At 63.6% G+C, this 26,777-nt stretch carries 26 protein-coding genes and 1 pseudogene; 13 read left to right on the top strand and 14 right to left on the bottom strand.

Translation table 11 applies throughout. The features are described from left to right. Positions 1-53: 53 nt before the first annotated feature. Complete coding sequence (gene argH / locus NKJ78_RS20230; RefSeq protein WP_023743997.1) at positions 54-1,454, bottom strand: argininosuccinate lyase; 1,401 nt, start codon at positions 1,452-1,454, stop codon at positions 54-56. A gap of 34 nt (positions 1,455-1,488) precedes the next feature. Between argH and tlpA the strand changes: the two genes are divergently transcribed. Further along, on the top strand, positions 1,489-2,181 hold the full coding sequence (tlpA, locus tag NKJ78_RS20235; protein WP_023743998.1) for a thiol:disulfide interchange protein TlpA: 693 nt from the start codon (positions 1,489-1,491) through the stop codon (positions 2,179-2,181). Here tlpA and NKJ78_RS20240 read toward each other — a convergent pair. Then, on the bottom strand, positions 2,178-4,625 hold the full coding sequence (locus NKJ78_RS20240; RefSeq protein ID WP_023737452.1) for a bifunctional diguanylate cyclase/phosphodiesterase: 2,448 nt from the start codon (positions 4,623-4,625) through the stop codon (positions 2,178-2,180). The two genes, tlpA and NKJ78_RS20240, sit on opposite strands and share 4 nt — an antisense overlap. A 474-nt stretch (positions 4,626-5,099) precedes the next feature. Here NKJ78_RS20240 and ugpB point away from each other — a divergent pair, with 474 nt between their 5' ends. From ugpB to NKJ78_RS20260, 4 genes are all read left to right on the top strand, one after another. Next, positions 5,100-6,410, top strand: coding sequence for a sn-glycerol-3-phosphate ABC transporter substrate-binding protein UgpB (ugpB, locus tag NKJ78_RS20245; protein ID WP_023726977.1), 1,311 nt, complete (start codon positions 5,100-5,102; stop codon positions 6,408-6,410). A 70-nt stretch (positions 6,411-6,480) separates the two neighbouring features. Further along, a complete protein-coding gene (gene ugpA, locus NKJ78_RS20250) occupies positions 6,481-7,365 on the top strand; it encodes a sn-glycerol-3-phosphate ABC transporter permease UgpA (RefSeq protein WP_023685330.1) in 885 nt (294 codons plus the stop codon). Positions 7,366-7,374: 9 nt separating this feature from the next. Next, positions 7,375-8,223, top strand: coding sequence for a sn-glycerol-3-phosphate ABC transporter permease UgpE (ugpE, locus tag NKJ78_RS20255; RefSeq protein WP_352562617.1), 849 nt, complete (start codon positions 7,375-7,377; stop codon positions 8,221-8,223). Between the two features lie 7 nt (positions 8,224-8,230). After that, complete coding sequence (locus NKJ78_RS20260) at positions 8,231-9,292, top strand: sn-glycerol-3-phosphate import ATP-binding protein UgpC (RefSeq protein ID WP_023673333.1); 1,062 nt, start codon at positions 8,231-8,233, stop codon at positions 9,290-9,292. A 35-nt stretch (positions 9,293-9,327) separates the two neighbouring features. Here NKJ78_RS20260 and NKJ78_RS20265 read toward each other — a convergent pair whose 3' ends face one another. The 3 genes from NKJ78_RS20265 to NKJ78_RS20275 form a co-directional block, all read right to left on the bottom strand. After that, complete coding sequence (locus tag NKJ78_RS20265; RefSeq protein WP_023686694.1) at positions 9,328-10,410, bottom strand: ABC transporter ATP-binding protein; 1,083 nt, start codon at positions 10,408-10,410, stop codon at positions 9,328-9,330. Beyond that, positions 10,407-11,978, bottom strand: coding sequence for an ABC transporter permease (locus NKJ78_RS20270; protein ID WP_023737454.1), 1,572 nt, complete (start codon positions 11,976-11,978; stop codon positions 10,407-10,409). Before NKJ78_RS20270 ends, NKJ78_RS20265 begins: the two co-directional genes overlap by 4 nt. A 154-nt stretch (positions 11,979-12,132) precedes the next feature. Next, entirely contained in the window at positions 12,133-13,140 is a 1,008-nt protein-coding gene (locus tag NKJ78_RS20275; RefSeq protein WP_023737455.1) for an iron ABC transporter substrate-binding protein, read from the bottom strand. Positions 13,141-13,344: 204 nt separating this feature from the next. Here NKJ78_RS20275 and NKJ78_RS20280 point away from each other — a divergent pair, with 204 nt between their 5' ends. The 4 genes from NKJ78_RS20280 (at position 13,345) to NKJ78_RS20295 (ending at position 16,672) form a co-directional block, all read left to right on the top strand. Further along, a complete protein-coding gene (locus NKJ78_RS20280; RefSeq protein ID WP_023671665.1) occupies positions 13,345-13,896 on the top strand; it encodes a sigma-70 family RNA polymerase sigma factor in 552 nt (183 codons plus the stop codon). Position 13,897: 1 nt separating this feature from the next. After that, positions 13,898-14,536, top strand: a complete 639-nt coding sequence (locus tag NKJ78_RS20285; protein ID WP_023671666.1) for an NrsF family protein — start codon at positions 13,898-13,900, stop codon at positions 14,534-14,536. A gap of 202 nt (positions 14,537-14,738) precedes the next feature. Beyond that, complete coding sequence (locus NKJ78_RS20290; protein WP_352562618.1) at positions 14,739-15,410, top strand: PAS domain S-box protein; 672 nt, start codon at positions 14,739-14,741, stop codon at positions 15,408-15,410. Further along, positions 15,371-16,672, top strand: coding sequence for a diguanylate cyclase domain-containing protein (locus tag NKJ78_RS20295; RefSeq protein ID WP_352562619.1), 1,302 nt, complete (start codon positions 15,371-15,373; stop codon positions 16,670-16,672). Before NKJ78_RS20290 ends, NKJ78_RS20295 begins: the two co-directional genes overlap by 40 nt. Before the next feature lie 27 nt (positions 16,673-16,699). Here the strand turns inward: NKJ78_RS20295 and NKJ78_RS20300 are convergent, their stop codons facing one another. From NKJ78_RS20300 to NKJ78_RS20330, 7 genes and pseudogenes are all read right to left on the bottom strand, one after another. After that, complete coding sequence (locus NKJ78_RS20300; protein ID WP_023671668.1) at positions 16,700-17,578, bottom strand: 3-hydroxybutyryl-CoA dehydrogenase; 879 nt, start codon at positions 17,576-17,578, stop codon at positions 16,700-16,702. Between the two features lie 120 nt (positions 17,579-17,698). Further along, positions 17,699-18,628, bottom strand: coding sequence for an electron transfer flavoprotein subunit alpha/FixB family protein (locus NKJ78_RS20305; protein ID WP_023704307.1), 930 nt, complete (start codon positions 18,626-18,628; stop codon positions 17,699-17,701). Positions 18,629-18,648: 20 nt separating this feature from the next. After that, positions 18,649-19,398 (bottom strand): electron transfer flavoprotein subunit beta/FixA family protein, encoded by a 750-nt coding sequence (locus tag NKJ78_RS20310; RefSeq protein ID WP_023686691.1) that lies wholly within the window; start codon positions 19,396-19,398, stop codon positions 18,649-18,651. Positions 19,399-19,612: 214 nt separating this feature from the next. After that, positions 19,613-20,412: pseudogene (locus NKJ78_RS20315) on the bottom strand (rhomboid family intramembrane serine protease). A 31-nt stretch (positions 20,413-20,443) separates the two neighbouring features. Next, positions 20,444-21,025, bottom strand: a complete 582-nt coding sequence (locus tag NKJ78_RS20320; RefSeq protein WP_023698700.1) for a cob(I)yrinic acid a,c-diamide adenosyltransferase — start codon at positions 21,023-21,025, stop codon at positions 20,444-20,446. Positions 21,026-21,044: 19 nt separating this feature from the next. Continuing rightward, positions 21,045-21,236 (bottom strand): twin transmembrane helix small protein, encoded by a 192-nt coding sequence (locus NKJ78_RS20325; RefSeq protein WP_023671673.1) that lies wholly within the window; start codon positions 21,234-21,236, stop codon positions 21,045-21,047. Positions 21,237-21,260: 24 nt separating this feature from the next. After that, positions 21,261-22,127, bottom strand: coding sequence for an SDR family oxidoreductase (locus tag NKJ78_RS20330; RefSeq protein ID WP_352459755.1), 867 nt, complete (start codon positions 22,125-22,127; stop codon positions 21,261-21,263). Between the two features lie 60 nt (positions 22,128-22,187). Here NKJ78_RS20330 and NKJ78_RS20335 point away from each other — a divergent pair, with 60 nt between their 5' ends. Beyond that, the gene (locus tag NKJ78_RS20335; RefSeq protein ID WP_023671675.1) at positions 22,188-23,039 is read left to right on the top strand and encodes a YihY/virulence factor BrkB family protein; all 852 of its coding nucleotides are present in this window, start codon (positions 22,188-22,190) and stop codon (positions 23,037-23,039) included. Here the strand turns inward: NKJ78_RS20335 and NKJ78_RS20340 are convergent. Next, positions 23,036-23,911 (bottom strand): DMT family transporter, encoded by an 876-nt coding sequence (locus tag NKJ78_RS20340; protein WP_023671676.1) that lies wholly within the window; start codon positions 23,909-23,911, stop codon positions 23,036-23,038. The genes NKJ78_RS20335 and NKJ78_RS20340 overlap by 4 nt on opposite strands. A 218-nt stretch (positions 23,912-24,129) precedes the next feature. Between NKJ78_RS20340 and NKJ78_RS20345 the strand changes: the two genes are divergently transcribed. Next, complete coding sequence (locus NKJ78_RS20345) at positions 24,130-24,417, top strand: hypothetical protein (protein ID WP_352459756.1); 288 nt, start codon at positions 24,130-24,132, stop codon at positions 24,415-24,417. Here NKJ78_RS20345 and gluQRS read toward each other — a convergent pair whose 3' ends face one another. Beyond that, positions 24,418-25,293, bottom strand: coding sequence for a tRNA glutamyl-Q(34) synthetase GluQRS (gene gluQRS / locus NKJ78_RS20350; protein WP_352459757.1), 876 nt, complete (start codon positions 25,291-25,293; stop codon positions 24,418-24,420). 74 nt (positions 25,294-25,367) lie between these two features. Here gluQRS and NKJ78_RS20355 point away from each other — a divergent pair, with 74 nt between their 5' ends. Then, entirely contained in the window at positions 25,368-26,009 is a 642-nt protein-coding gene (locus tag NKJ78_RS20355; protein ID WP_352459758.1) for a DNA-3-methyladenine glycosylase family protein, read from the top strand. Between the two features lie 128 nt (positions 26,010-26,137). Then, positions 26,138-26,695 (top strand): HNH endonuclease, encoded by a 558-nt coding sequence (locus NKJ78_RS20360; RefSeq protein WP_008874122.1) that lies wholly within the window; start codon positions 26,138-26,140, stop codon positions 26,693-26,695. The last annotated feature ends 82 nt before the right edge of the window (positions 26,696-26,777 follow it).

Here is a 26,777-nt window from a genome sequence, read left to right on the forward strand (position 1 = left end):
AAACATTATGTGCTGCGCTTTTAACCGAGTTTTAGGCGCATTGCACCCCGGCATCATGCCTTGGCGATGCGCTTTTTCCAGCTGCGGATCTGCTTCCTGACCTCCGACGGCGCCGTGCCGCCGAAACTGGTGCGGCTCTTCACCGAATTCTGCACCGCCAGAACCGAGAAGATGTCTGCCGTGATGCCGGGGTTGATCGACTGCAGATCTTCCAGCGACAGCTTTTCAAGGCTCACCTTCTTCTCTTCGGCCACCGCCACCGCGCGACCGGTGACATGGTGTGCCTCACGGAAGGGCAGGCCCAGCGTGCGCACCAGCCAGTCGGCGAGGTCGGTCGCGGTCGCGTGGCCCGAGCCGGCGGCCTTCTTCATGGCGGCGGCATTGACCGTCATGTCGCGCACCATGCCGGTCATCGCCGCCAGCATCAGATCGAGCGTCTCGGCGGCGTCGAAGACCGATTCCTTGTCTTCCTGCATGTCCTTGCCGTAGGTCAGCGGCATGCCCTTCATCACGGTCAGCAGCCCGACGAGATGGCCGGTGACGCGGCCGGTCTTGCCGCGCACCAGTTCGGCGGCGTCCGGGTTCTTCTTCTGCGGCATGATCGAGGAGCCGGTGGAGAAACTGTCCGACAGTCTGACAAAGCCGAATTGCGGCGTCGACCAGATGATGATTTCTTCGGCGAGCCGCGACAGATGCGTGGCGGAGATCGCCACCAGGCTCAAAAACTCCAGCGCGAAATCGCGGTCGGAGACGCTGTCCAACGAATTGCGCATCGGCTCGCGGAAGCCGAGCGCCTTGGCGGTCTTGTGGCGATCGATCGGAAAACTGGTGCCGGCAAGCGCTGCCGCGCCGAGCGGGCTTTCATCCATCCGCTCGATGGCGTCGCGGACGCGCGACAGGTCGCGCGAAAACATCTCGACATAGGCCATGCAATGGTGGCCGAAGGTCACCGGCTGCGCCGCCTGCATGTGGGTGAAGCCGGGCATCACGGTCGCCGCATGCTCCTCGGCGCGATCGAGCAAGGCTGAGATCAGCCCCTTCAGCGCCTCGGCGACGCGAAAGCACTCGTCCTTGACCCAGAGCCGGAGATCCACCGCCACCTGGTCGTTGCGTGACCGCGCCGTGTGCAGGCGGCCGGCGGCCGGGCCGATCAGATCGGCAAGGCGGGCCTCGATGTTCATGTGAATGTCTTCCAGCCGGGTCGAGAACTCGAACGTGCCGGCCTCGATCTCTTTCAGGATCGTGTTCAGCCCGTGAGCGATTTTTTCTTGATCGGCCGCCGAAATAATGCCCGTTTCAGCCAACATCTCGCTGTGGGCGATCGAACCTCTTATGTCTTGGGCATAGAGTTTGCGGTCGAACGAAATCGACGCGTTGATCGCTTCCATGATCGCGGCCGGACCCGAGGCAAAACGTCCGCCCCACATCTGGTTGCTGGCCTTCTTGTCGCTCATCGCTATAACCCGTGCTCCGGAGCAGTCTTAGAAAATGGCAGACGGTAACAGATACTTCCCGGCCCCGCGCCTGATCCTCGCCGCTTTGCTGGCGGGCGTGCTGGCCGGCGCGGTCGCGGTATATGTCAGCGAGAGCGGGTCTGGCAACAACGCAGCCACCGGCAGCGCACCTGCGGCCGGCGCGGGCAACAGCAAGAACGATGTCGCCTGCGCCGCCAAGAGCGACCGCGCCAAAAAGGTTGCCGCCGCGGCCACCGGCCAGGTGGCGGCATTGCTGCCCGCCGATCCGCCGCAATCGCTGAAAAGTCTCGCCTTCAACGGTCCCGACGGCAAGCCGATGACGATCGCCGATCATGCCGGCAAGACCGTGCTGCTCAATTTGTGGGCAACGTGGTGCGCGCCCTGCCGCGCCGAAATGCCGGCGCTCGACGCCTTGCAGAAGGAAAAGGGCAGCGATGCCTTCGAAGTGGTCGCGGTCAATGTCGATGCCGGCGACGATGTGAAGCCGAAGAAGTTCCTCGCCGATATCGGCATCGGGTCGCTCGGCTACTACCGCGATTCGACGCTGGCGCTGTTCAACGACGTCAAGACGCGCGGCTTGGCGCTAGGCCTCCCCGTCACCATGCTGATCGATGGCGAAGGCTGCCTGGTCGCGCATATGAACGGACCGGCGGAATGGTCGGGACCGGATGCCAAGCGCCTGGTCGAGGCCGCACTCGCCCCTTAGGATGAGCGCAGGGCCGCCGCCGGCGGCAGCATCAAGATGCTGCCGCCGCGTTGTTTGACGCTGGCGTCCTCTTGTGCCGCCGGCGCCGCGACGCCGGTCAGTTCGCTGAACGCCTCGATCGGGCTCGGCCGGCCTAGATAGTAGCCCTGGCCGATCTCGCAGGCCTCGGCGTCGAGGAATTTCAGCTCGCCCAGCGTCTCGACGCCCTCGGCCAAAACCGGCAGGCCGAGACCGCGGCCAAGCCCCAGAACGGCGCGCACGATGGCTGCCACCTGGCCGTTGCTGTCGACTGATTTGATGAATGAGCCGTCGATCTTGATCTTGTCGAAGGGGAAGGCGCGGAGATTGGACAGCGAGGAGTAGCCGGTTCCGAAATCGTCCATCGCCACACGCACGCCAAGCGCCTTCACCTGGCGCAAGGTCGCCAGCGCGCGCGGCATGTCCTTGACCAGCGCCGTTTCGGTGATCTCGAGTTCGAGCCTGCCGGGCGTCAGGCCGGAGCCGAGCAGGACTTCATGCACCTTGCGGCTGAAATTCGGATTGTGGAGCTGCACCGCCGAGACATTGACCGCGACGGTGAGAGGGTTCTTCCAGCGCGCAGCCTCGGCGCAGGCCGTCGCCAGCACCCATTCGCCGATCTGGATGATGACGCCGCTGTCTTCGGCCACCGGGATGAAGGTCGCCGGCGACACGTCGCCGCGCTGCGGATGGCGCCAGCGGATCAGCGCTTCGAACCCGACCATCCGCCCGCTGCTGATCTCCTTTTGTGGCTGGTAGACGAGGCGAAACTCATCGCGCGCCATGGCCTGGCGCAGTTCGTGCTCCATCACGCGCCGGTCTCGCGCCTCGGCGCCCATCGAGGCCTCGAAGTAACGGTAGGTGTCCTTGCCCTCGGCCTTGGCGCGGTAGAGCGCGGTGTCGGCGTGGCTGACCAGGAGTGTCGGCTCATCGGCGTCGAGCGGATAAAGTGCAATGCCGATGCTGGCCGACACCAGCCCGCCACCGACCGACAGCCGGTTTTCCTCGCGCATGGCCGCCAGCACCGCCTCGGCGATGCGGCCGGCCGCCTGCGGATCGGGAAGGTTCGGAGCGATGATGGCGAACTCGTCGCCGCCGAGACGCGCCAGCATCTGTCCGTGGCGGAGCACGGCGGAGGCGCATAGCGCCACCTTCTGCAGCATGGCATCGCCGGCGCCGTGCCCGAACAGGTCGTTCACTTCCTTGAAGCGGTCGAGGTCTAGCAGCAGCAGCGCAAGATGCCCGCCCTTGCCGCCGCGGTCCATTGCGGCAATTTCGGCCTCGAGCCGGCCGGAGAAACTGCGGCGGTTGGGGAGCCCGGTCAGCGGGTCGAAATGGGCGAGGCGCAGTATCTCCTGCTCGGCCTTCCGGCGTTCGCGGATGTCGCGCACGGCGACCACGCTGTGCCGCTTGCCGCAATAGTCGATGCTCCTGGCGATAAGTTCGACGGGGATGGTGGCGCCGTCATGGGCTCTGAGCTCCGCTTCCTGTGCCTGTCCGCTGCAGTCGGACATGCCGGCCGCGGTGCGTTCGCCGAAGAGATCGCCAAGCAGCATCGCGTTCAGCACTTCCGGCGCCATGCCGGTTAGCGCGGCGATGCTGTCATTGGCGCTGACGATGCGGGCGCCGTCGCAGACGATCAGCCCCTCGACGGCGGCGTTGGCGAGGCCGTGCATGCGCTCTGCCTCGAGCTTGTGACGCCGGAAACGCAGGTCGATCCACAATGCTGCGGCTGAAAGCACCAGGATAGCCATGCTGACTGCAGCGGCGGCGAAGGCCTGCGACACCGGTTCAACCGTGAACTGCGATATCTGGATGGAGGAGTCCGGGAAGATCGACACCGCGCCCATGGCGATGAAGTGCAGGCTGCAGATCGCCAGCGTCAACAGGATGGCGGCGGCGATTGTGGCCTGCATGGACGGCCGTCGCAACACGACCAGCAGCGCCAGCGCGGCGAGGGTGACGCCTGTCAGCACCGAGACGCCGACCAGCAGCGGGTTCCAGACGATGCGCCCTTCGACCTCGAAGGCGGCCATGCCGATATAGTGCATGGCGGCGATACCAGCGCCGAGGACCGCGCCGCCGACCAGAGGGTAGTCGATGCCCCGGCGCAAGGTGGCGATCCACATGCCCGCGGCGGTCAGGGCGACGGAACCGGCGAGCGAAAGCGCCGACATTTCCGCATTGTAGGCGTTGGGGATTCCGGGAGAAAAGGCAAGCATTGCGATGAAATGCGTCGCCCAGATGCCGAAGCCGGTGGAAGTGGCTGCTATCATCAGCCAGGTATAGCGGTTGCGCTCGCTCGAGCGGTCGACATGGCGAAGCAGGTTGACCGCCGAGAAGGAAGAAATACCGCAAATGAGCGCTGCCAGTGCGACCAGTCTCAGATCGTGCTCATGCACGATACAATTATAGACCGTCAGCATCTCGCCCCACCTGCTCTCCCACAGCAATCAAGCCGTCCACTTGATTAGTATGTCGCGCTTGACGAAGAATCGGTTATGCGAACTACAACTACAGCGGGTTTTTCGGGTTGTACCTTGCGGCGATCCTGTCTCATTCCAGACAGGGTCACAGCAGCGCTTGGCGCGATGCCGCTCTACCGATCTCGATCTGGCCGAGCGCCGGTATGGCGGCCGCATGGTACAGGTGCGTGGCGCTGTCACGGGGGCCCTTCATGCATCGCCGGCGGTCGGCGATCGTCGCAGGCCCACCGCGCCCATGTATCGCTGAGCCGGCTTGGCATTTCTCTCTGTCCTCGTTGCAGAGCGAGGGGGCGCGAAGTTAGCCGGGTATGAAATTCACGAAACAGCAACAAATCCGTTGTCCGATTGTCATCAGCGACACATATTGCGTTCGCGGGAGCGCCCCTTTCGCCAATGACAAACGGGAGATGAAACATGAAGTTGTTCGGCTTTGCGGCCGGTGTTGCCGCCACCTTGACCCTGCTTTCCACCACCTCCGCCTTCACCGCCACCCAGATCAGTTGGTGGCATGCAATGACCGGCGCCAATGCCGAGGTGGTCGACAAGATCGCCAAGGATTTCAATGCCAGCCAGAGCGACTATGAAATTCTCCCTGTTTTCAAGGGCACCTATCCCGAAACGCTGAATGCCGGCATCGCTGCCTTTCGTGCGGGGCAAGCGCCCGACATCATCCAGGTGTTCGACGTGGGTACCGGCGTCATGATGGCCGCCGAAGGTGCGATCAAGCCGGTGGCCGATGTGCTGACCAGCGCCGGCGTGACCTTCGACAAGAGCCAGTATTTGCCCGGCATCGTCGGCTACTATTCGAAGCCGGACGGGACCATGCTGTCCTTCCCCTATAATTCCTCGTCGCCCATCCTCTACTACAACAAGGATATCTTCCAGAAGGCCGGGCTTGATGTGAACAATCCGCCAAAGACCTGGAACGAGGTGTGGGAAGCCGCCAAGAAGATCAAGGCGAGCGGCGCCGCTTCCTGCGGCTATACCTCGACCTGGTTGACCTGGATCCACCTTGAGGCCTTCGCTGCCTGGAATGACGTTTCCTATGGCACCAACCAGAACGGACTTGCCGGAACCGACGTCGAGCTCAAGATCAATGCGCCGATCTTCGTCAATCATTTCCAGGCGCTCGCCGACCTGGCCAAGGACGGCACCTTCAAATATGGCGGCCGTACATCCGAAGCCAAGCAGATCTTTCTTGCCGGAGAATGCGGCATCTTCACCGAATCGTCGGGGGGTCTCGGTGACATCGTCAAGTCGGGCATGAACTACGGCATCGGCCAGCTTCCCTATGATAGTGACGCCAAGGGCGCGCCCCAGAACACCACGCCGGGCGGCGCCAGCCTGTGGGTGTTCGGCAACAAATCGGACGAGGAATACAAGGGCGTCGCGGCGTTCTTCTCCTACCTGTCCAAGACCGAAGTGCAGGAGTATCTGCATCAGAAGTCGGGTTATCTGCCGGTGACGCTCGCTGCCTATGAGGCGACCAAGAAGTCCGGCTTCTATGACAAGAACCCGGGCCGTGAGACGCCGATCCTGCAGATGCTGGGCAAGGCGCCGACCGAGAACTCGAAGGGCGTGCGCCTCGTCAACCTGCCGCAGGTGCGCGACATCGAGAATGAGGAGTTCGAGAAGATGCTGGCCGGCCAGCAGACTGCGCAGCAGGCGCTCGACAACGCGGTCGCACGCGGCAACAAGGCGATTCAGGAAGCGATCGGAAACTGAAGCGATTGTCAGTTGAACCTCGTCCACGCGGACCCGCGTGGACGATTTCCTGAATAGTGAGGGAATCACCCTGTCTCCACGCGTCGTCTTTCCCAACAAGACCCTGCCTTACCTGCTGGTGGCGCCGCAACTCGCCATTACGCTGATCTTTTTCTACTGGCCGACCGGGCAGGCGCTCTACCAGTCGATGCTTAGGGAAGACCCGTTCGGGCTGAAGAGCAAGTTCGTCGGGCTCGCCAATTTTCGCAAGGTGCTGGCCGACCCGGCCTACCTCAACTCGATCAAAGTTACGCTGGTGTTCTCTCTGGCGACCGCGATGGTCGCCATGGGTGTGGCCCTGTTGCTTGCCGTCATGGCCGAGAAGGTGGTGCGCGGCAAAGGCCTTTATCGCACGCTGCTGATCTGGCCGTATGCGGTGGCGCCGGCGATTGCCGGCATGTTGTGGCTGTTTCTGTTCAACCCCTCGATCGGTTCGCTGGCCTACGCCTTGAGAGGTCTCGGCATCGCCTGGGATCCCTTGCTTAACGGAAACCAAGCCATGATCCTGCTGGTATCTGCGGCTGCCTGGAAGCAGATCAGCTACAATTTCCTGTTCTTCGTCGCCGGGCTGCAGGCGGTGCCGAAGACGTTGATAGAGGCGGCGGCCATGGACGGCGCCGGGGAGACGAAGCGCTTCTGGACCATCGTCTTCCCGCTGCTCGCACCGACGACCTTCTTCCTGCTGGTCGTCAACACTGTCTATGCGCTGTTCGACACTTTCGGTATCGTTCATGCCGTCACCGGCGGCGGGCCAGGCAAGGCCACCGAGACGCTGGTCTACAAGGTCTACAATGACGGTTTCGTCAATTTGATCCTCGGCGATTCGGCCGCGCAGTCGGTCATCCTGATGGTCATCGTCATCTCACTCACGGCCATCCAGTTCCGCTATGTGGAACGCAAAGTCCACTACGGTTGAGCGCGAGCGATGATTGGTCAGTCCCCGCTTCGCGCCCTCATCGCCCACGCCGTGCTCATCCTGGGCATCCTGATCGTCGCTTTCCCGATCTACTACACCTTCGTTGCCTCCACGCAGACGCTGCAGACCATCCTCAAGCCGCCATTGCCTCTTTTGCCCGGCGACCAGGTCTGGAACAATTACAGCGAGGCGCTGTTCGGCGGTGTCGGCCGCATCGGCGGCGTCAGTGTCGGCCGATTGCTGCTCAACACCACGATCATGGCGCTCGGCATCGCGGTGGGGAAGATTTTCATCTCGATCCTTTCGGCCTATGCGATCGTGTTCTTCCGTTTTCCGCTTCGGATGGTCTTCTTCTGGCTGATCTTCATCACGCTGATGCTTCCCGTCGAGGTGCGCATCCTGCCGACCTACAAGGTGATGGTCGATCTCGGCATGATCGACACCTATGCCGGCCTGATCATTCCGCTGATCGCCTCGGCCACCGCCACGCTTCTGTTTCGCCAGTTCTTCATGACCATCCCAGGTGAGTTGGTGGAAGCGGCGCGTGTCGACGGCGCCGGACCATGGCGCTTCTTTTTCGACATCCTGCTGCCGCTGTCGCGCACCAACATCGCGGCGCTGTTCCTCATCCTCTTCATTTATGGCTGGACGCAGTACCTGTGGCCGCTGCTCGTCACCAACAGCAATGACATGAACACCATCGTCATCGCACTCAGAAAGATGGTCTCCTTCGCCGATGCCGATACCCAATGGCATCTGGTCATGGTCACCGCGATGATGGCCATACTGCCGCCGATCCTGATCGTGGTGCTGATGCAACGCTGGTTCGTGCGCGGACTGGTCGATACCGAAAAGTGAGAAGCTGATGGCGACCATCGATCTGAAGGATGTGAAGAAAGTCTATCCCGGCGGCGTCGAGGCGGTGAGGGGTGTCTCGATCGCCATACCCGACAAGGAGCTTTGCGTGCTGGTTGGGCCGTCCGGCTGCGGCAAGTCCACGCTGCTGCGGATGATCGCCGGGCTTGAGACCATTTCTTCCGGCACCGTCGCCATCGACGGCAAGATCGTCAACACGATCGGTCCGACCGAGCGCGACATCGCCATGGTGTTCCAGAACTATGCGCTCTATCCACATATGAAGGTCTACGACAACATGGCCTACGGGTTGCGCAACCGGGGTACTCCCAAGGACGAGATCGACAGCAGGGTTCGCTCGACCGCCAAGGTGCTGGAGCTCACGGCGCTGCTCGACCGGCGCCCGCGCGAGCTTTCCGGCGGCCAGCGCCAGCGCGTGGCCATGGGTCGCGCAATCGTGCGCAATCCAAAAGTCTTCCTGTTCGACGAACCGCTTTCCAACCTCGACGCCAAACTGCGCGGCCAGATGCGGGTCGAAATCAAGAATTTGCAGCGCTCGCTCGGTGTCACCTCGGTCTACGTCACCCACGACCAGCTTGAGGCGATGACGCTGGCCGATATTCTCGTCGTCATGAATGGCGGGTTGGTCGAGCAGACGGGCGCGCCGCTCGACATCTACGAGAAGCCGGCATCGACCTTCGTCGCCTCCTTCATCGGAGCGCCGCCGATGAACCTTCTGCCTCTTTCGCAAGGACCGGCTGGTCCGGCGCTGACCGACGGCAAGACGGTTGACTTCGCGCCTACGAACGCCGCCACGCTTGGCTTCCGCCCTGAGGATGCCGACGTCACCTTCAGTGCCGAGGCATCATCCGGCGCGCTTATTCTGCCTGCGGCGGTCGAGGCGGTCGAACCTGTGGGAGCCGAAAGCTTTCTTCACTGTGCCGCCGGCGGCAACCGCATCGTCGTGCGTGTGGCCGGCCGCGCCACGGCCAAACCCGGCGATCAACTGCGCGTCGTGGCCAGGGCCGAGAAGCTGCATTGGTTCGACAATGCTGGGAAACGAGTCGATTGACGCAGCCGCTCGCGCCAATCCGACGCATCGGCAGTTCAGGCGAAGACATGCGCCTTGCCGGAAACTGTCAGACGCACGATCTCGCCGACGGCAGGTGCGTCGATTCCCGGCTTGCGTAAGGTCAGCGGTGTGCTGCCGATCGCCGCGGCGTCCGGCGGATCGGGGTTGTTCAACAGCCGCACGGCAATGGTGCACATCGAGCCTGCGAATTCCGAGTCCGTCACCTCGGCGAATATCGTGCCCGCAGGACCCGACATGCCTTCGCGCGACGTGCGCTTTACCTGCACCTGCTCCGGTCGCAGCATGATGCGGGCGATGTCGCGCCGCTCCTTCGAGTCGACGGCTATGCGACCAAGCGAGGAGGTGGCGAAGCCGCCTGAAATCTTTGCCGGCAAGATGATGGCGTCGCCAAGAAACTCGGCAACCATGCGGTCTTTCGGCTGCAGATAGAGTTCTCGCGGTGTGCCGATCTGAGAGAACTTTCCGTCGCGCATGACCGCCACCTGGCTGGCGAAGGACAGCGCCTCGGCCTGGTCGTGGGTGACCAGGATGGTGGTGATGCCGGCGGCTTCGAGTAGTTCGGCGACGGCCTTGCGCATCGAGGCGCGCAGACCGGTGTCGAGCGCCGAGAACGGTTCGTCGAGCAACATCAGCCTGGGCTTCATCGCCATGGCGCGGGCCAGCGCCACGCGCTGCTGCTGGCCGCCGGAGAGCTGGTGCGGGCGGCGCTTGAGGATCGCCTTGTCCAGCCCGACGGTATAGGCGAGCTCGGCGATGCGCTCGGCGCGCTGGTCCTCGCCGCGGGCCATGCCAAAGCCGATATTGTCGCCGATGCTGAGATGCGGGAACAGGGCGCCGTCCTGCGCCACCAGGCCGATGCCGCGGCGGTGCGCCGGCACCGCATGGCCGCCATTGGCCAGCACCTCGCCGTCGAGCACGACGCGGCCCTGGTCGGGCGCCTCGAAGCCGGCGATCAGCCGCAGCAACGTCGTCTTGCCGCAGCCGGACGGGCCGACGATCGCGGTGCGACTGCCGCTTGCGGCGCTGAGCTCGATGCCGGCAAGGGCTGCGACCGGGCCGTAGTGCTTGGTGAGGCCACTGATTTCGAGAAAGCTCATCGCCCGGCCATCCGTTTCGACTGGACATAGAGCAGCCAAGTCAGCGGCAGCGACATCGCCACCATGATGAAGGCGTAAGGGGCGGCGGAGGCATAGTCGATCTCGCCGCTATAGGACCAGAACGCCATGGCCAGCGTGCGCGTGCCGTTGGGCGCCAGCATCTGGGTGGCGGTCAGCTCGTTCATGATGCCGAGCGCGACCAGCGCCATGCCGGCCGCAGCCCCCGGCGCCGACAGGCGAATCGTTGTCGACCAAAGCGCCTTCAGCGGCGGCCGGCCAAGGCTGGCGGCGGCGCGTTCGAGCTCGACCGGCGCCTGTGCGATCGAGGCTCTGAGGCTGATCAAGGCGCGCGGCAGGAACATCAGGGCATAGGCGACCAGGATTGTGAACAGCGTCTGGTAGAGCGGCATGGCGATGCGCACGGTAATGGTGACCAAGGCCAGCGCGATGACCACGCCGGGCAGCGAACCGACAATGTAGTTGCAGCCTTCGAGCAGCCGCTGCAGCGGTCCCGGCGCGCGGATCGAGATCCAGGCCATCGGCATGGCGGCGATGGTCGCAAGCAAGGCGCCGGCCAGCGCCAGGAACAGTGTCTGGCCAAGCGCCAGGCCGATCTCGTCCAAACGCCAGACATCGGCGCCGCCGGCGACCAGCCAGCGGCCGATGGTGACGAAGGGCACGCCGATGGCGAGAAGCGTGGCGATGGCAGGCAGAGCCAGGCAGGGCAGGGTGGCGCGACCGAGCCTGGTGCGCTGCTGGCGGCGCGCGGCACCCGAGCCTACGCGGGCATAGCGTTCCTCGCCGCGCACCAGCACCTCCAGCGCGAGCAGCACGAAGCAGCAAGTCACCAGGACGCCGGCCAGCATGTTGGCGGCGGGACCGTTGAAGGTCGACTGGAACTGGTCGACGATCGCCGTGGTGAAAGTGTCGAAGCGGATGAAGACGTAGAGGCCGTATTCGGCCAGCAGATGCAGGCCGACCAGCAGCGCGCCGCCGCAAATGGCCAGTCTCAGCTGCGGCAGCACGACACGCCAAAACACCCGCCATGGTCCAAGGCCGAGTGCTGCGGCTGCGTCCTCCAAAGCAGGATCGAGCCGGCGCAGAGCCGCCGCCAGCGGCAGATAGAGGAACGGGAAATAGGCGAGAACCGAGACCAGCACGCCGGCCCACAGGCCGTGCAAGGTCGGCACCATGGTGATCCAGGCGTAGGAATGCACGAAGGCGGGGATGGCGAGCGGCGCCACCGACAGCCAAGCCCACAGGCGGGCGCCGGGCAGGTCGCTGCGCTCGGTCAGCCATGCCAGCGTCACCGACAGCACGGTGGCGATCGGCACGGTGAGCGCCACCAGAAGCACGGTGTTGACCAGAAGTTCGCCGACGCGCGGCCGGAAGACCAGGGCCGAAGCAGTGTCCCAGCCGATCTGCACACCGATCCAGATGATGAACGCCAGCGGCAGCAGCGACAGCAGCGAGACAATTATGGCGGCAAGCGCGATCCAGGACATGGGCTTCCGGCGGGACCGCCCGACTGTCTGGCCTGAACGTGCGAGATCGACGGCAGTTTGCATCAGCTCGACCGCGCCACTGCCGCCGGGGCGGGGGCGCCGCAGGCGCGGCCGGAAACGCAATATGTCGTCATGGACGAAGCCATCCCGAAAACAGAGCGCTCCTGCGGAAAGCCTCGCAGGAGCGCAAACGTTGCCCTTTTAGGACGAACGCGGACTAAAGCAAGCCGGCTGCCGTCATCAGGTCGGTCACCTTTTTGGAGTTCAGTGTCGCCGGATCGACCTTCGGCGCCTGCAGGTCGGCCAGCGGCACCAGCTTGGGATTGGACTGCGCGTCCTTGCCGATAGCGTATTCGAAGGACGTGCCGGTCTTCAGCACGTCCTGGCCGCCTTTGCCGGTCACCCATTTGAGGAACGCCTGGGCTTCCTTCGGGTGGTTGCTCGAGGCGAGCACGCCGCCGCCGGAGATCGAGACGAAAGCGCCGGGATCCTGGTTCTTGAAATAATGCAGTTCGACGTTCTTGCTGTTTTCGCCGGTCTTTGCCTGATCGCCGAAATAGTAATAGTGGTAGATGATTCCGCCTTCGATCTCGCCGGCATTGACCGCCTTCATCACCGTGCCGTTGCCCTTGTAGGCGGTGAAATTCTCCTTCATGGCCTTCAGCCAGTCGGCGGTTGCGGCTTCGCCCTTGAGCTCGAGCAGCGCGCTGACGATGGCCTGAAAATCGGCGCCGGAAGGCGAGGCTGCCCAGCGGCCTTTCCAGGCGGGATCGGCGAGATCGAGCATCGATTTGGGCAGCTTTTCGGCCGTGAGCTTGGTCTTGTTGTAGGCAAAGACGGTGCTGCGCGCCGCGACACCCACCCATTTGCCGGTGCTCGGCTGGAATTCGGCCGGGACTTGCGCCAGCGTGTCGGCGTCGACCGGCGCGAAAAGGCCCGCCGCTTCGACCAGAGTCATGGCCGGCGAGTTCTCGGTCAGGAACACGTCGGCCGGCGAAGAAGCGCCCTCGGCGACGATCTGGTTGGAGAAATCGCTGTCGCCGCCATTGCGCAGCGTGACCTTGATGCCGGTTTCCTTGGTGAAACCTTCGACCCATTCCTTGGCCAGGCTCTCATGCTGGGCGTTGTAGACGATGATCCCGGCATCCGCGGCCATCGCCGGCCCGGCGATCATGCTCACGGCCAGCGCTGTGGCCCCCGCTAGGGTGGAGAGCGTGTATCTCATGGCGTCATCCTCAATCTCGGTGGTTCTGGTTTCGCAGGCTGCACCTATCGATACCTGACAGCAGTAGTCAACATTGCTCGGCTGCTTCAATCGGTCGCCGCTCCCGCAAACTTTCGTGATTTTGCGGCACTTTGGCTTGGACATCATTTCGCCGGACACGTAACAAATCGGTGCCGAGGCGCGAAGATCGGGGAGTGAACTCTTGTGAGCGGCAAGGATGAGGCCGAGCTTTCCCGGCTGATGCGGGCCGCGATCGCGGGAGATGAAAGGGCCTACGCCGACTTTTTGCACCGGATCGCCGCGCTGGTTCGCGGCTTTGCGAGGCGCAAGATCGTACAGGGCGGGGTCGATCCCGAGGATGTCGTGCAGGAAACCTTGCTGGCCATTCATGTGAAACGGCATACCTGGCGCCAGGACGCGCCGGTGTTGCCATGGATCTATGCGATAGCCCGCTTCAAGCTGATCGATGCTTTCCGGCGGCGCGGACGGCGCATCGAAATCGAGATCGACGAGATCGCCGAGACCTTTGCCGAGCCGGAAACCGAGACCGTCAGCGAACGCGACATCAACCGGGCGCTGGACGGACTGCCGGCTGCGCAGCGTTCCGTCGTTTCTTCGATCTCGGTCGACGGCCGCTCCATCGGCGAGACGGCGGCCAGGCTCGGCGTCAGCGAGACGGCGGTGCGGGTGTCGCTGCATCGCGGGCTTGCCGCGATCGCCAAGCGATTTGGGCAGGGGCGCTTCGGGCGGCAGTGACATGAGGACGGAGGATCTCATCAAGGCACTCGACGCCGACACAAGCAGCAAGGCGATGCCGCTGCGCTCGGCCTGGTTGATGGCGGCGGCAGCCGCGGCGGTGATCGCGGCTCTGGTCTTCTTTCTCACCATCGGCCCGCGTCCCGACATCATGACCGCCATGCACACGATGCGGTTCCTGGCGAAGTTCGTGTTCACCATCGTGCTCGCCGTCACCGCCTTTGGCCTGGTCCGGGCGTTGTCGACGCCGGGCGCTTCGACGGCAAGAGCCGCGGCCTGGATGCTGGCGGCGCCGCTGCTGGTGGCCGTGGCGGTGGCTCTCGAACTGTTCATGGTGCCGGAGCCGATGTGGAGCACGCGCATGGTCGGCTCCAACATGATGATCTGCATGGGCTTCATCCCGCTGATCGGAATCGGCCCGCTTGCCGTCTTCCTGTGGATGCTGCGCTATGGCGCGCCGACGCGGCCGGTGTTGGCCGGGGCGGTCGCGGGACTGCTCGCCGGCGGCCTGGCGGCAACCTTCTACGCCGCGCACTGCTTCGACGATTCGCCGCTTTTCGTCGCCACCTGGTACACGCTCGCCATCGCCGTCCTCGCCGGTCTGGGCGCGCTCGGGGGACGGTTCTTCGTGCGCTGGTGACCGGGCGGTTCAAGATCGCCCAATAATCACCGATCCTTAATCATGCCGGCAATTGTTTGCGGGTTCACCGTGTTGCCGGTGGCTCCGGCGCAACCTTTCCTTAAAATCGATCATCCAGTGTTTTTTGCAGAAATGTGTTGCGCATGGGGTGGCATGCACAGTGATGCGACGAGAGCGAAAAAGCCTGCGGGCTGACAGTCACGTGGCTTTGGTGCTTGCGGCCGGAGGGCTTTGCGCTGCCGTGGTCGCGCTCCTGCTGTCGCGGCTCGATGTCAGCGCCGAAGTGCTGAAACTCTGCCTGCAGATATCGGTGCCGGTCGCCGCCGTTGCGCTGATTCTCGCCGCCCTGTTCATTTACCGGATACTGGACGACCGCCGGCAGATCGCCGAAAGCGAGCAGCGTTTCCGCCGCGCCATGGAGGATTCGGCGATCGGCATCGCCATTGTCGGCCTCGACGGCCGCATCCATGAAACCAACCCGGCCTTCGCCGCCATGCTCGGCTATAGCAAGCAGGAGATCGAGGCGCTGACCTTCTTTCAGATCACCCATCCCGACGATGTGCAGATCGGCCGTGAGACGATGGACGGCATGCGGGCGGGCACCGTCAACGCCTTCCACTTCGAAAAGCGCTACCTCAGGAAGGACGGCACGCCGGTATGGGCCCATCTTGCCGGTTCCGTCATTCGCGACGAGAAGAGCGGGAGCCCGCTCTACCTGGTCTCCCAGATCGAGGATATCGATGCGCGCAAGCAATCCGAGGCGCGCATAGCCGAAGCCGAAACGCGCTGGAATTTTCCCTGGCCAGCGCCGGACAAGGCGTCTGGGATCTTGATATGCGGAAGGGCGGCACCACCTACTCCGCCACCTGGGTGAAGATGCTGGGCTATGCCGATGGCGAACTGGACGGCGACCCCGACCGCTGGCTGGCGATGATCCACCCCGACGATCGCGAAAACGTCGCCGAAGCCGATCGTGCCCATCTGGAGGGCAGGACACCGTTCTTCGAAGCCGAGTTCCGGATGCGCCACAAGGATGGCCACTGGGTCTGGATCCTCGACCGCGGCAAGACGCTCGAACGCGACAAGGACGGACGGCTGGTCAGGGCCATCGGCAGCCTGACCGATATCACCCAGCGCAAGCAAACCGAGGAAAGCCTCATCGTATCGGCGGCAATGCTGGCCGACGAGAAGGAGCGGCTGAGGGTGACGCTGCAGTCGATCGGCGACGCCGTCATCTGCACCGATGCCGCCAACCGCATCACCTTCATGAACCCGGTCGCCGAAAAGCTCACCGGCGTTGTTGGCGCGGAGGCGCTCGGCAAGACGCTTGGCCATGTCTACTGGGCGGTGGACGAAGAAACCGGGCAAAGGATCGGCATGACGCGGCCGGCGCTCGGCAGCGCCAGCCCTGCCGACCAGAACAGTCGCGCCGTCCTCATCCGTCGCGACGACACACGCTGCAGCATCCGCCAGGTGGTGTCGCCGATCATGAACGACCGCCAGGAGTTCTGCGGTCTTGTCATCGTCTTCCAGGACTTCACCGATGCGCGCGCCTTGCAGCGCCAGCTCGCCTATGCCGCCGCGCATGATGCGCTGACCGGCCTTGCCAACCGTTCGAGCTTTATCCGCACCATGGAGGAACTGGTCGACCGGAGCCGCAAGGCCGGCACAGCCAGGTCGGCGGGCGAACATCATTTCATGTTCATCGATCTGGACCATTTCAAGCTGGTCAACGACACTGGCGGGCACGCCGCCGGCGACGCCTTGCTGAAGCGGGTTGCCGAGGCCATTCGCGGTGCGCTTGGGCCGGAGGATATCGTGGCCCGCCTCGGCGGCGACGAATTCGCGGTCATCCTGAAAGCCGGGCCGAGCGCCGGCGCCAGGATTGCCGCACGCTCTGTCATCGACGCCATCCGCGGCCTGCAGTTCAGCTGGGACGGCCGGCCGCATGCGATCGATGCCAGCATCGGGCTGGCGCCAATCCACAGCAACAGCGGTGAAGTCGACGAGATCATCGCCCGGGCCGATGCTGCCTGCTATGCGGCCAAGGCCGCCGGCCGCGGCTGTGTTTCCGTGGCGCCTGACGATACCGGGTCAAGAGGCCAAGCAGAGCCGCCGCTTGCAGCGGCGTCCTGAGGGAGCACGGAACTTTCGTTCTGGTGGTTAGCGCGTCGGAACCGGATGCTCGCCGCGATAGTCGTAGAAGCCGCGCCCGGTCTTGCGGCCGAGCCAGCCGGCCTCGACATATTTCACCAGCAGCGGGCAGGGGCGATATTTCGAATCCGACAGGCCGTCATGCAGCACCTGCATGATCGACAGGCAGGTGTCGAGGCCGATGAAATCGGCGAGCTGCAGCGGTCCCATCGGATGGTTGGCGCCGAGCCGCATGGCGGTGTCGATGGCATCGACCGAGCCGACCCCCTCATAGAGCGTGTAGATCGCCTCGTTGATCATCGGCAACAGAATGCGGTTGACGATGAAGGCCGGAAAATCTTCAGAGACGGTGATCGTCTTGTCGAGCTGTTTCACATAGGCCTTGGCCGCCTCGAAGGTCTGATCCTCGGTAGCGATGCCGCGCACCAGTTCGACCAGCTTCATCAGCGGCACGGGGTTCATGAAATGTATGCCGATAAAACGCTCGGGACGGTCGGTCTGCGCCGCAAGCCGGGTGATCGAAATCGACGAGGTGTTGGTCGCCAGAATGGCTTCCGGGTTGAGCTGGGGACAGAGCTGCGCGTAAATCTTGCGCTTGACCGTCTCGTCCTCGGTCGCCGCCTCGATCACCAGATCGGCACCGGCGAGATCAGCCATGGTGGGGGCTGCGGAAATGCGCGCCATCGCTTCGTTACGCAGCTTTTCCTCAAGCTTGCCGGAGCCGACCTGGCGGGCCATGTTGCCGCTGACCGTGGCAATGCCCTTCTCGATACGGTCGGGCGAGACGTCGTAGATCAGCACCTTGAAACCCGAAAGTGCTGATACATGCGCGATGCCGCCGCCCATCTGGCCGGCGCCGATGATGCCGATCGTCTCGATCTTGGCCATTTGCAGCGATCCCGTCGAAAAGGCCTTTGCGGCCTGCTTTTTGTGCAGTGCAAACTAAAAGGGTGGGGCAGCTTCGTCTACCCCACCCTTTCACAATTTAATACGCTTTGGCAGAAAGCGTCAAAGCGCCTTTTGCAGTTCCGGCAGGATGACGAACAGGTCGCCGACCAGGCCATAATCGGCAACCTGGAAGATCGGCGCCTCTTCGTCCTTGTTGATGGCGACGATGACCTTCGAATCCTTCATGCCGGCAAGGTGCTGGATGGCGCCGGAAATACCGACGGCAATATAGAGGTCAGGCGCCACGACCTTGCCGGTCTGGCCGACCTGCCAATCATTCGGGGCGTAGCCCGCGTCGACGGCAGCGCGCGAGGCGCCAACGGCTGCACCGAGCTTGTCGGCGACCGGCAGGATGACTTCCTGGAACTTTTCCGAGGAGCCGAGCGCGCGGCCGCCCGAAATGATGATCTTGGCCGAGGTCAGTTCCGGACGGTCGGTTTCCGAGAGTTTGTTCTCGACGAAAGTGGAGAGGCCGGGATTGGCCGCGGCCTTCACCGTCTCGACAGCTGCCGAGCCGCCCTCGGGGGCAGCCTGGAAGGAGGCGGTGCGCACAGTGATGACCCTCTTGGCGTCGGTAGACTGCACCGTCTGGATCGCATTGCCAGCATAGATCGGCCGCTTGAACGTGTCTGGTGAAACCACTTCGATGATCTCGGAGACCTGCGCGACATCGAGCAGGGCCGCCACGCGCGGCGAGACGTTCTTGCCCGACGAGGTCGCCGGCCCGATTATGGTGTCGTAGGCGCCGGCCAGTGAGACAACGAGTGCGGCGAGCGGTTCGGCGAGGCGCTCGGCCAGTTCGTCGGCCTCGGCCAGCAGCACCTTGCTCACGCCCTTGAGCTTGGCGGCGGCGTCGGCAGCGCCTTTGGCGCCTTTGCCGGCCACCAGCACATGCACGTCCGAACCGATCTGCAGCGCCGCCGAGAGCGCTTTGGCGGTCTGGTCGGAAAGACTTGCGTTGTCGTGTTCTGCGATGAGGAGAATGGTCATTTTATCTGTTCCTTCCAGTCTCAGAGCACGCCGGCTTCGTTCTTCAGCTTGTCGACCAGTTCGGCGACGCTCTTGACCTTCACGCCCGCCTTGCGGCCGCTGGGCTCCTCGGTCTTGAGCACCTTCAGGCGCGGCTTGACGTCGGCGCCGTAATCGGCCGGGCTCTTTTCGTCGAGCGGCTTCTTCTTGGCCTTCATGATGTTGGGCAGCGAGGCATAGCGCGGCTGGTTGAGGCGAAGATCGGCGGTGATGATCGCCGGCATCTTCAGTTCCACCGTCTGCAGGCCGCCGTCGACTTCGCGCGTCACCTTGGCCTTGTCGCCGTCGATCACGACCTTGGAGGCGAAAGTGCCCTGTGCCCAGCCGAGCAGGGCGGCCAGCATCTGGCCGGTCTGGTTCGAGTCATCATCGATCGCCTGCTTGCCGAGGATCACGAGACCGGGCTGTTCGGCGTCAACGACGCCCTTCAGCACCTTGGCGACGCCGAGCGGCTCGGTCTGCTCGTCGGTCTTGACCAGGATGGCGCGGTCGGCGCCCATGGCGAGCGCGGTGCGGAGCGTTTCCTGCGCCTGCTGCGGGCCGACCGAAACGACGATGATCTCTTCGGCCTTGCCGGCTTCCTTCAGCCGGAGCGCCTCTTCCACCGCGATCTCGTCGAACGGGTTCATCGCCATCTTGACGTTGGCGAGTTCCACCGCCGAACCATCGGCCTTGACGCGAACCTTGACGTTCGCATCCACAACCCGCTTCACGGGCACAAGGATCTTCATTGTCTGTCACCTCTCCTGAGATATCCGGGCGCGCTATAGCAGCGTGCGCCTCCGCAGAGTTGTCGAAAGCCGACATTCCTGACTGAATTCCGGCCAAACGGAATCCTGGCCGGACGAATTCTGGTCTTCTGCCGCCTAGCGGTGGCGCTCTCCGTAGTTGTGGCGACGCAACACGTCAATATGCCACGGCAGCGGCCAAACCACCCAAATCGGTTCACTTGTGACCGGAAGCGCCACCCCGGCCCCAACGCGTCTCAGGTTGCACGGGAGCGGGACCGGCTGGCGCCGGCCCAGTAGAAGCGGCTGGCTGATCGGCGGGTTGCGGCTCGCCGTCGCCACCGGCGAGCAGCGGCACGCCGCGGCTGCGCATAATGAGCACCAGCACGCCACCGGCAATGATGCCGCCAATATGGCAGGCCCAGGATATCTGGTTTTCGCCGCCGGCGGCAAACATCACCACCTGGAAGCCGATCCACAGGATCAGCGGGATGAAGGCCGGGATACGCAGCGGAATCCGGGCAAAGACCAGCACCCACACTTTCACCCGGGGGTAGAGGACCAGATAGGCGGCGACGACGCCGGCAATGGCGCCGGAGGCGCCGATCAGCGGAACCTCCGAACTCCAGGCGACGAGCCCCTGGAAGAAGGCGCCGGCGATGGCGCAAAGCAGGTAGAAGATGAGGTAGCGGATGTGGCCGAGTGCGTCCTCGACATTGTCGCCGAACACCCACAGGAACAGCATGTTGCCGCCGAGATGAAAGATATCGGCATGCAGGAAGGCATAGGTGAGGTAACTCAGGCTCTCCGGAATGACGACGAATTGGGGCGAGAGTTCTGCCGTATCGTGGACAACGGAAGGAATAAAGCCGAGGCCGAGCACGGCGGCATTGTTGAAATTTTCGCCGCCGATCGTGGTGATGAGAAAGACCAACGCGTTGGCCGCGATCAGCGGATCGTCACATATTGCAGCCGGATGTGGCGCAACCTGTTGGAGTCGTAAAGCGGGATGAACATGCCCCAAGCCCTTTCCCGCCTTCGAGAAAATTCAGCGGTTCTTGCCGGGCACCCATAACACGTCGGCATTTCCGTTGTCATTGACCGCACGAGCGGCGACGAACAGAAAGTCGGAGACGCGGTTTATGTATTTCAGCCCCTCGCGATTGACATGTTCGGCCGGGTCCTGCGCCAGCGCCACCATGATCCGCTCGGCCCGTCGCGCCACGGTGCGGGCAAGATGAAGTGCTGCCGCCGCCGGCGTGCCGCCATTGAGCACGAAGGATTTGAGCGGCTGCAGATCCTTGTTGAGAAGGTCGATATCCTTTTCGACGCGGTCGGTCTGCGAGGCGATGATGCGCAGCGGCTCGTAGCCGAGCGGCTTGCCGTCGTCGGGCACGGCGAGATCGGCGCCGAGGTCGAACAGATCGTTCTGGATGCGGGACAGCATGGCGTCGATGGCGGGATAACTTGCCGCTGTGTGCAGGCGGGCGATGCCGATGCAGGCATTGGCTTCATCGACGGTGCCGTACGCATCGACGCGCAGGTCGGATTTCAGCCTGCGTTCACTGGTGCCGAGGCCAGTGGTGCCGTCATCGCCGGTGCGGGTGTAGATCTTGTTGAGCTTGACCACGTCGCCTCCCGAACGGCCGTCACTTGCGGGTGAAGTACACCACCAGCAGGATCAGTGCCAACGCCAGCGCCTGCAACAGCACGCGCGCCTGCATCAGCTTGTTCGAGCTCACACCGGAGCCGCCGCGCATCATGTTGATGAGGCCGCGGACAAGCACGATCACCACGGCGACCATGACGAGGACGAGGAGGACTTTGATGACGGTTGCCATGATCTGTTCCCAGTTCTGTTGCGGTCAGGCGCGTCTGGCCAGAACGCGGTAGAGCATCGATGCCGGCAGGATGCGCTTGAGCATCACGCCGATCCTGGCCGGCACTGTTACCACATAGTGCGGGCGCGGGCGCCGCGACAGAAGTGCATGGCGCAAGGCCGCATAGACCACCTCCGGCCCCTTTTTCAGCCGCGATGAGCTGCCGCCGGCCCGAAGCCGCGCCAGCTGCGAGGCATAGGCGAGGTGGTGGACGGAATTCTTGTGGTCGATGTTCTTCAGGAACCAGAACAGCCCGTTGCTGGCGATTTTCGAGGTCACTGGCCCCGGTTCGATCAGCGAGACATGGATGCCGCTGCCCCTGAGTTCCTGCTGCATGCACAGCATCAGGCCTTCGAGCGCGTGCTTGGAGGCTGAGTAGGCGCCGCGAAAAGGCACCGGCGCGAGCCCAAGGATGGAGGAACAATGAACGAGGCGGCCATGTCCCTGGCGACGCATTACCGGTACGATGCGTCGGGTGAGGTCGTGCCAGCCGAAGAAATTGGCCTCGAACTGCTCGCGCAATGCCGCAACCGGCAGGTCTTCCACGGCGCCGGGCTGTGCATGGGCGCCGTTGTTGAACAGGGCGTCGAGGCGTCCGCCTGTCCGCTCCAGCACCGAGCCCACAAGGGCTTCGATAGAGTCCGGCTCACGGTAATCGAGGTAAAACGCTTCGATGCCGTCTGCTTCGAGTGCGGCTATGTCTTCAGGCTTGCGCGCCGTTGCAAGCACCCGCCAGCCATCCGCCTTCAGCGCACGGGCGCAGTGGGCGCCTATCCCGGACGAGGCGCCGGTGACGATGATGGTGCGCAACTCTTTGGCAGGCGGGACCGTGGTTTGAGCAAGGGTTGCCATTTGCCACAATCCCTTCCCATATTCGCGGCGTCGAGACAATCGAAGGGAACGCGGCTCTTGATGCGGAATATCGTCGTGCTGCGCCGCGTGCTCTATGACGCGCTTGGCCATTTCAACACCGATGACGGCTGGGCCATGGCCAGCCATCTGGCGATCACTTCGCTGATGGCGCTGTTCCCGTTCCTGATCTTCGCCACCACGCTGGCGAGCTTCCTCGGCGCGCAGGCGTTCGCCGATACTGCCGTGCACCTGGTCTTCGACACCTGGCCCGAACAGATCGCCAAGCCTATCGCGCGCGAAGTGCTCAACGTGCTGACCGTGCGGCGCACCGATCTTTTGACCTACGGCGTGCTGCTGGCGGCCTATTTCGCCTCCAACGGCATCGAGGCGCTGCGCACCTCGCTCAACCGCGCCTACCGCGTCGCCGAAACGCGCGGCATCATCTACCGCCGGGTGCAGAGCATTTTCTTCGTGCTGATCGCGACGGCCGGTTTCCTGGCGATCAGCGTGCTCCTGGTCTTTGCGCCCTTGCTGGCGCGGCTGGCGGAAGCTCATTTCGAGTGGATCAAACCCTATACGGGCACGATCACGCTGTGGCGTTACGTCATCGCCTCAACCGTCATCATTGGTGGCTTGTTTGCCGTCCACTATTGGCTGCCGGCGGGCAAGCGCCGCTTTGTCTCGCTGGTGCCTGGCATCATTTTCACTCTGGCTGCGTGGCTTGTCGGCTCGACGATGTTCGCGACCTACCTCGACCATTTCTCGTCCTATGTGACGACCTATGCCGGCCTCGCCTCGATCATGATCGCCGTGGTTTTCCTCTATATGCTGTCGGCGATCTTCATCCTCGGCGGCGAACTCAATGCAGCGATCAGCCGCTTTCTCGAAGCGCGCGCGCGTGTCGGCAGCTAGGTTTTGGCTGGCCGAGCCGTGGCCAGCCCGACGCCGAGCGTCGCGATTGCCATGCCGACGATCTGCACGAGGCTGAGCCGTTCGCCGAACAGCGCCCAGGCGATGACAGCGGTGACGGCCGGCACCAGGTAGAACAGCGACGCGACCTTCGACATCTCGCCGTCGCGGATCATCACCATCAGCAAGAAGATGGCGCCGATCGACAGCACCAGGACCAGCCAGGCCATGGCGAAGATCAGTTCGCCGTTGATGATCACCGTGTGGGTCTCAAGGGCCAGCGAAGCCAGGATCATCAGCGAGCCGCCGCCGATATATTGCCACATCGTCGCCGCCACCAGGTCGCCACCCGAGGCATAGCGCTTCTGCCAGATGGTCCCGGCGCTCATGCCCAGCACCGAGACCAGCGACGCCGCCAGGGTTTCGGGCGTAACGCCGCCGCCGAGAGCGCCGAGCTTTGGCCACAGCACGATGATCACCCCCACAAGGCCGACGGCAAGGCCGGCCCAGTGGCGCGGCAGGATGGCCTCGCCGAGGAACCGGCCGGCAAGCACGGCCGTGATCAGTGGCTGCAGGCCGACGATCAGCGCCGAAAGCCCGGCGGGCATGCCCCTGTGGATCGCCCAGAACACCGCGCCGAGATAGATGCCATGCATGAGGATGCCAGAGACCGTGGCGTGAAGCGCTTCTGCCCTTGTGGCTCGCTTCGAGCCAAGCACGAGCATCAGGCCGGCGAGCAGCAAGGCGGCGATGACAAAGCGGGCCGCCAGAAAGGTGAAGGGCTCCGCCCAGGGCATGGCGTAGCGCGCGCCGATGAAACCTGTCGCCCACAGGACGACAAACGAGGCGGGGATGAACCGCTTGAGACTGTGCATTTCGGGGAAGCCGTTTCCGGTGGAGAGGTCCGATTCGGTGAAGAGATAAATACGGCAATTGCTCTAATGCGGTTCAATCCGGCAAGCAAAGTGAAACAATTGGTACATAAGCTCATCCTGATGTAGGAGGTGGCCGAATTCAAAGGGCGGCGTCAGGGCAATCGACTTCTGTCGATCGATCCGGCGACATGGCGTTTTGGCTTCGACAGGGAGCGCGCATGCTGTTGCATCTCGATACAAGCTGGCTGTTGATGACGGTGGCCAGTGTGACCGTGTTCGGCTTCTTCTTCGGCTCAGCGCTCGACGCCATCATGCAGGAGGACGGTTTTGGGTCGACCGGCAACACGCTGCTGTTCACGCTCGGCTTTTTCGCCGCGGTCATGGCCGCGAACGAACATGGCATCGTCCTGAGAGATCTGAAGCTCGCGGTTGCCTGGGGACTGGGCGGCGCCTTCGCGTTTATCGGCGCGTTGGCGCTGCTCAAGGCGGGGCTAGCCCGGCTTTAGTCAGAGCCCGACCAGCCGCCTGACATCGTCCGGCGACATGCCTGCCTGCCTCAGCGCGGCATGGCCGGTATCAGCAAAACTCTTCGACAGTTTGCGCCCATCCGGTCCGAGTATGAGACGGTGGTGGAAATACTGCGGCTGGCCGAGGCCGAGCAGTTCCTGCAGCAGGCGCTGGATGCCGGTCGCGGAATAAAGGTCGCGGCCACGCACGACATGGCTGACGCCTTGCAGAGCGTCGTCGACGACGACGGCCAGGTGATAGCTGGTCGGGATGCCGCGGCGCGCCAGAATGACGTCGCCCCAGTCCTGCGGACGCGCCTCGACACGCTGCGTCGCCGAAAGCGTCTCGTTGGTGAATTCGCGCCAGGACAAATCCGTGCCGACGCGCGCCAGCGCTGCATCGACGTCGAGGCGCCAGGCGAAGGGCGCATTTTCGGCGATGCGGCGGTTGCGTTCGCTGATCGGCAGCGCCTTGTCGGCGCCGGGATAAAGCGGCACGCCGTCCGGGTCGCGCGGCCAGTCGCGGCCGCGTTTTTCGCTGTCGGCGATGAAGGCCCTGATCTCGCCACGGCTCATGAAGGCAGGGTAGACGAGTTCTTCGCGGACCAGCCGGTCGAGCACGGCCCGGTAGTCGGTGAAATGCTCGGCCTGGCGCCGCACCGGCTGTTCCCATTCGAGACCTAACCATTCGAGGTCGCGAAAGATGCCGGCCTCGAATTCAGGCGTGCAGCGGATCGTGTCGATGTCCTCGATGCGCAGCAGCAGGCGGCCGCCGGCCGCACGCGCCAGTTGCTGGTTGAGCAGTGCCGAATAGGCATGGCCGAGATGCAGTTCGCCATTCGGGCTCGGCGCGAAGCGGAATGTCAGGAGCGTCATCTCACAAGCGGCAATCGGGTTGTGCAGCGGTTTTGCCAATTGCTACCGTGCGGCCGGTTCAGGAACAAGAAAACATGCAACGCGTCGCGACACTGGACGATATTGCGCGCGGGTTGGATGCGCTTTGCGCAATCGATCCGCGCCTGGAAAAGGTGCGCGGCATGGCCGGCGAGGTGCCGCTGCGGCTGTCGGAACCCGGTTTTCGAAGCCTGGCCTCCATTATCGTTTCGCAACAAGTATCCCGTGCGAGCGCCGATGCGATTTTCGGCCGGCTGGTGAAACTGGTCGATCCGCTAACGCCGCAGGCGATCCTTGCCGCCGGCGAGGACATGTTTCGCGAGGCCGGGCTGTCGCGGCCGAAGCAGCGCGGTCTGATCGCGGTTGCGCAGGCCGTGGTTGAGGGGCTCGACCTGCATCACCTCTGTTCGCTCGACGCCGAGGAGGCGATCGCAGCGATGGTTGCGGTGCCGGGCATCGGCCCGTGGACGGCGGAGGTCTATCTCCTGTTTGCCGCCGGCCACCCCGATATTTTCCCCGCTCGCGACGTCGCGCTGCAAAGCGCGGTTGGCCACGCGTTGGGCATCGAACCGCGTCCGCCGGAGAAAACGCTCATCGCCCTGGCCGAATCATGGAGCCCGTGGCGAGGCGTCGCATCGCGGCTTTTCTGGTCCTATTATCGCGAAACCAGGGGCCGGGACGCAGCACCTCCGGCCTGAAATCGTAAAAAAGCATGAAAATCCTGCATTTTTGCCGCTTTTGGCTGATGACAATCCGCTTCACATCCCTGTCATGTCGGGCTTACAGTATCCGCGCCGATCGGTTCTAGAATGAGGAGGTCAACAAGGTGACGGTTGCCGTATCTCCGGATGGGCTTCCTGCGCTGGTGCTGAATGCGGATTACCGTCCGCTCAGCTATTACCCCTTGTCGCTCTGGTCCTGGCAGGACGCCATCAAGGCGGTGTTCCTCGACCGGGTCAACATCGTCGCCGAATACGAGCATGCGGTGTCTTCGCCGACCTTTTCGATGAAGCTGCCCAGCGTCGTCAGCCTGAAGGCCTATGTGAAGCCGTCGAGGCACCCGGCATTCACCCGCTTCAACGTGTTCCTGCGCGACCGCTTCCAGTGCCAGTATTGCGGCACGCCCGAGGATCTGACCTTTGACCACGTCATCCCGCGCCATCGCGGCGGGGCGACGACGTGGGAGAATGTCGTGGCCGCCTGTTCACCCTGCAATCTGAGGAAGGGCGGCATGATGCCGGCGCACGCCAAGATGTGGCCGCTGCAGAAGCCCTACCAGCCGACCGTGCACGACCTGCACAACAATGGCCGGCTGTTCCCGCCCAACCATCTGCATGAAAGCTGGATGGATTATCTCTACTGGGATGTGGAGTTGGAGCCGTAGGGATTGGCGCGATCGGCCTTGCCAGGGCAATCGCCGATGTTAGGTGCTGCCCCTCATCCGGCTGCCGCCACCTTCTCCCCCT

Source organism: Mesorhizobium sp. M0037 (assembly GCF_040323635.1).
In the GTDB taxonomy this organism is placed as follows: domain Bacteria; phylum Pseudomonadota; class Alphaproteobacteria; order Rhizobiales; family Rhizobiaceae; genus Mesorhizobium.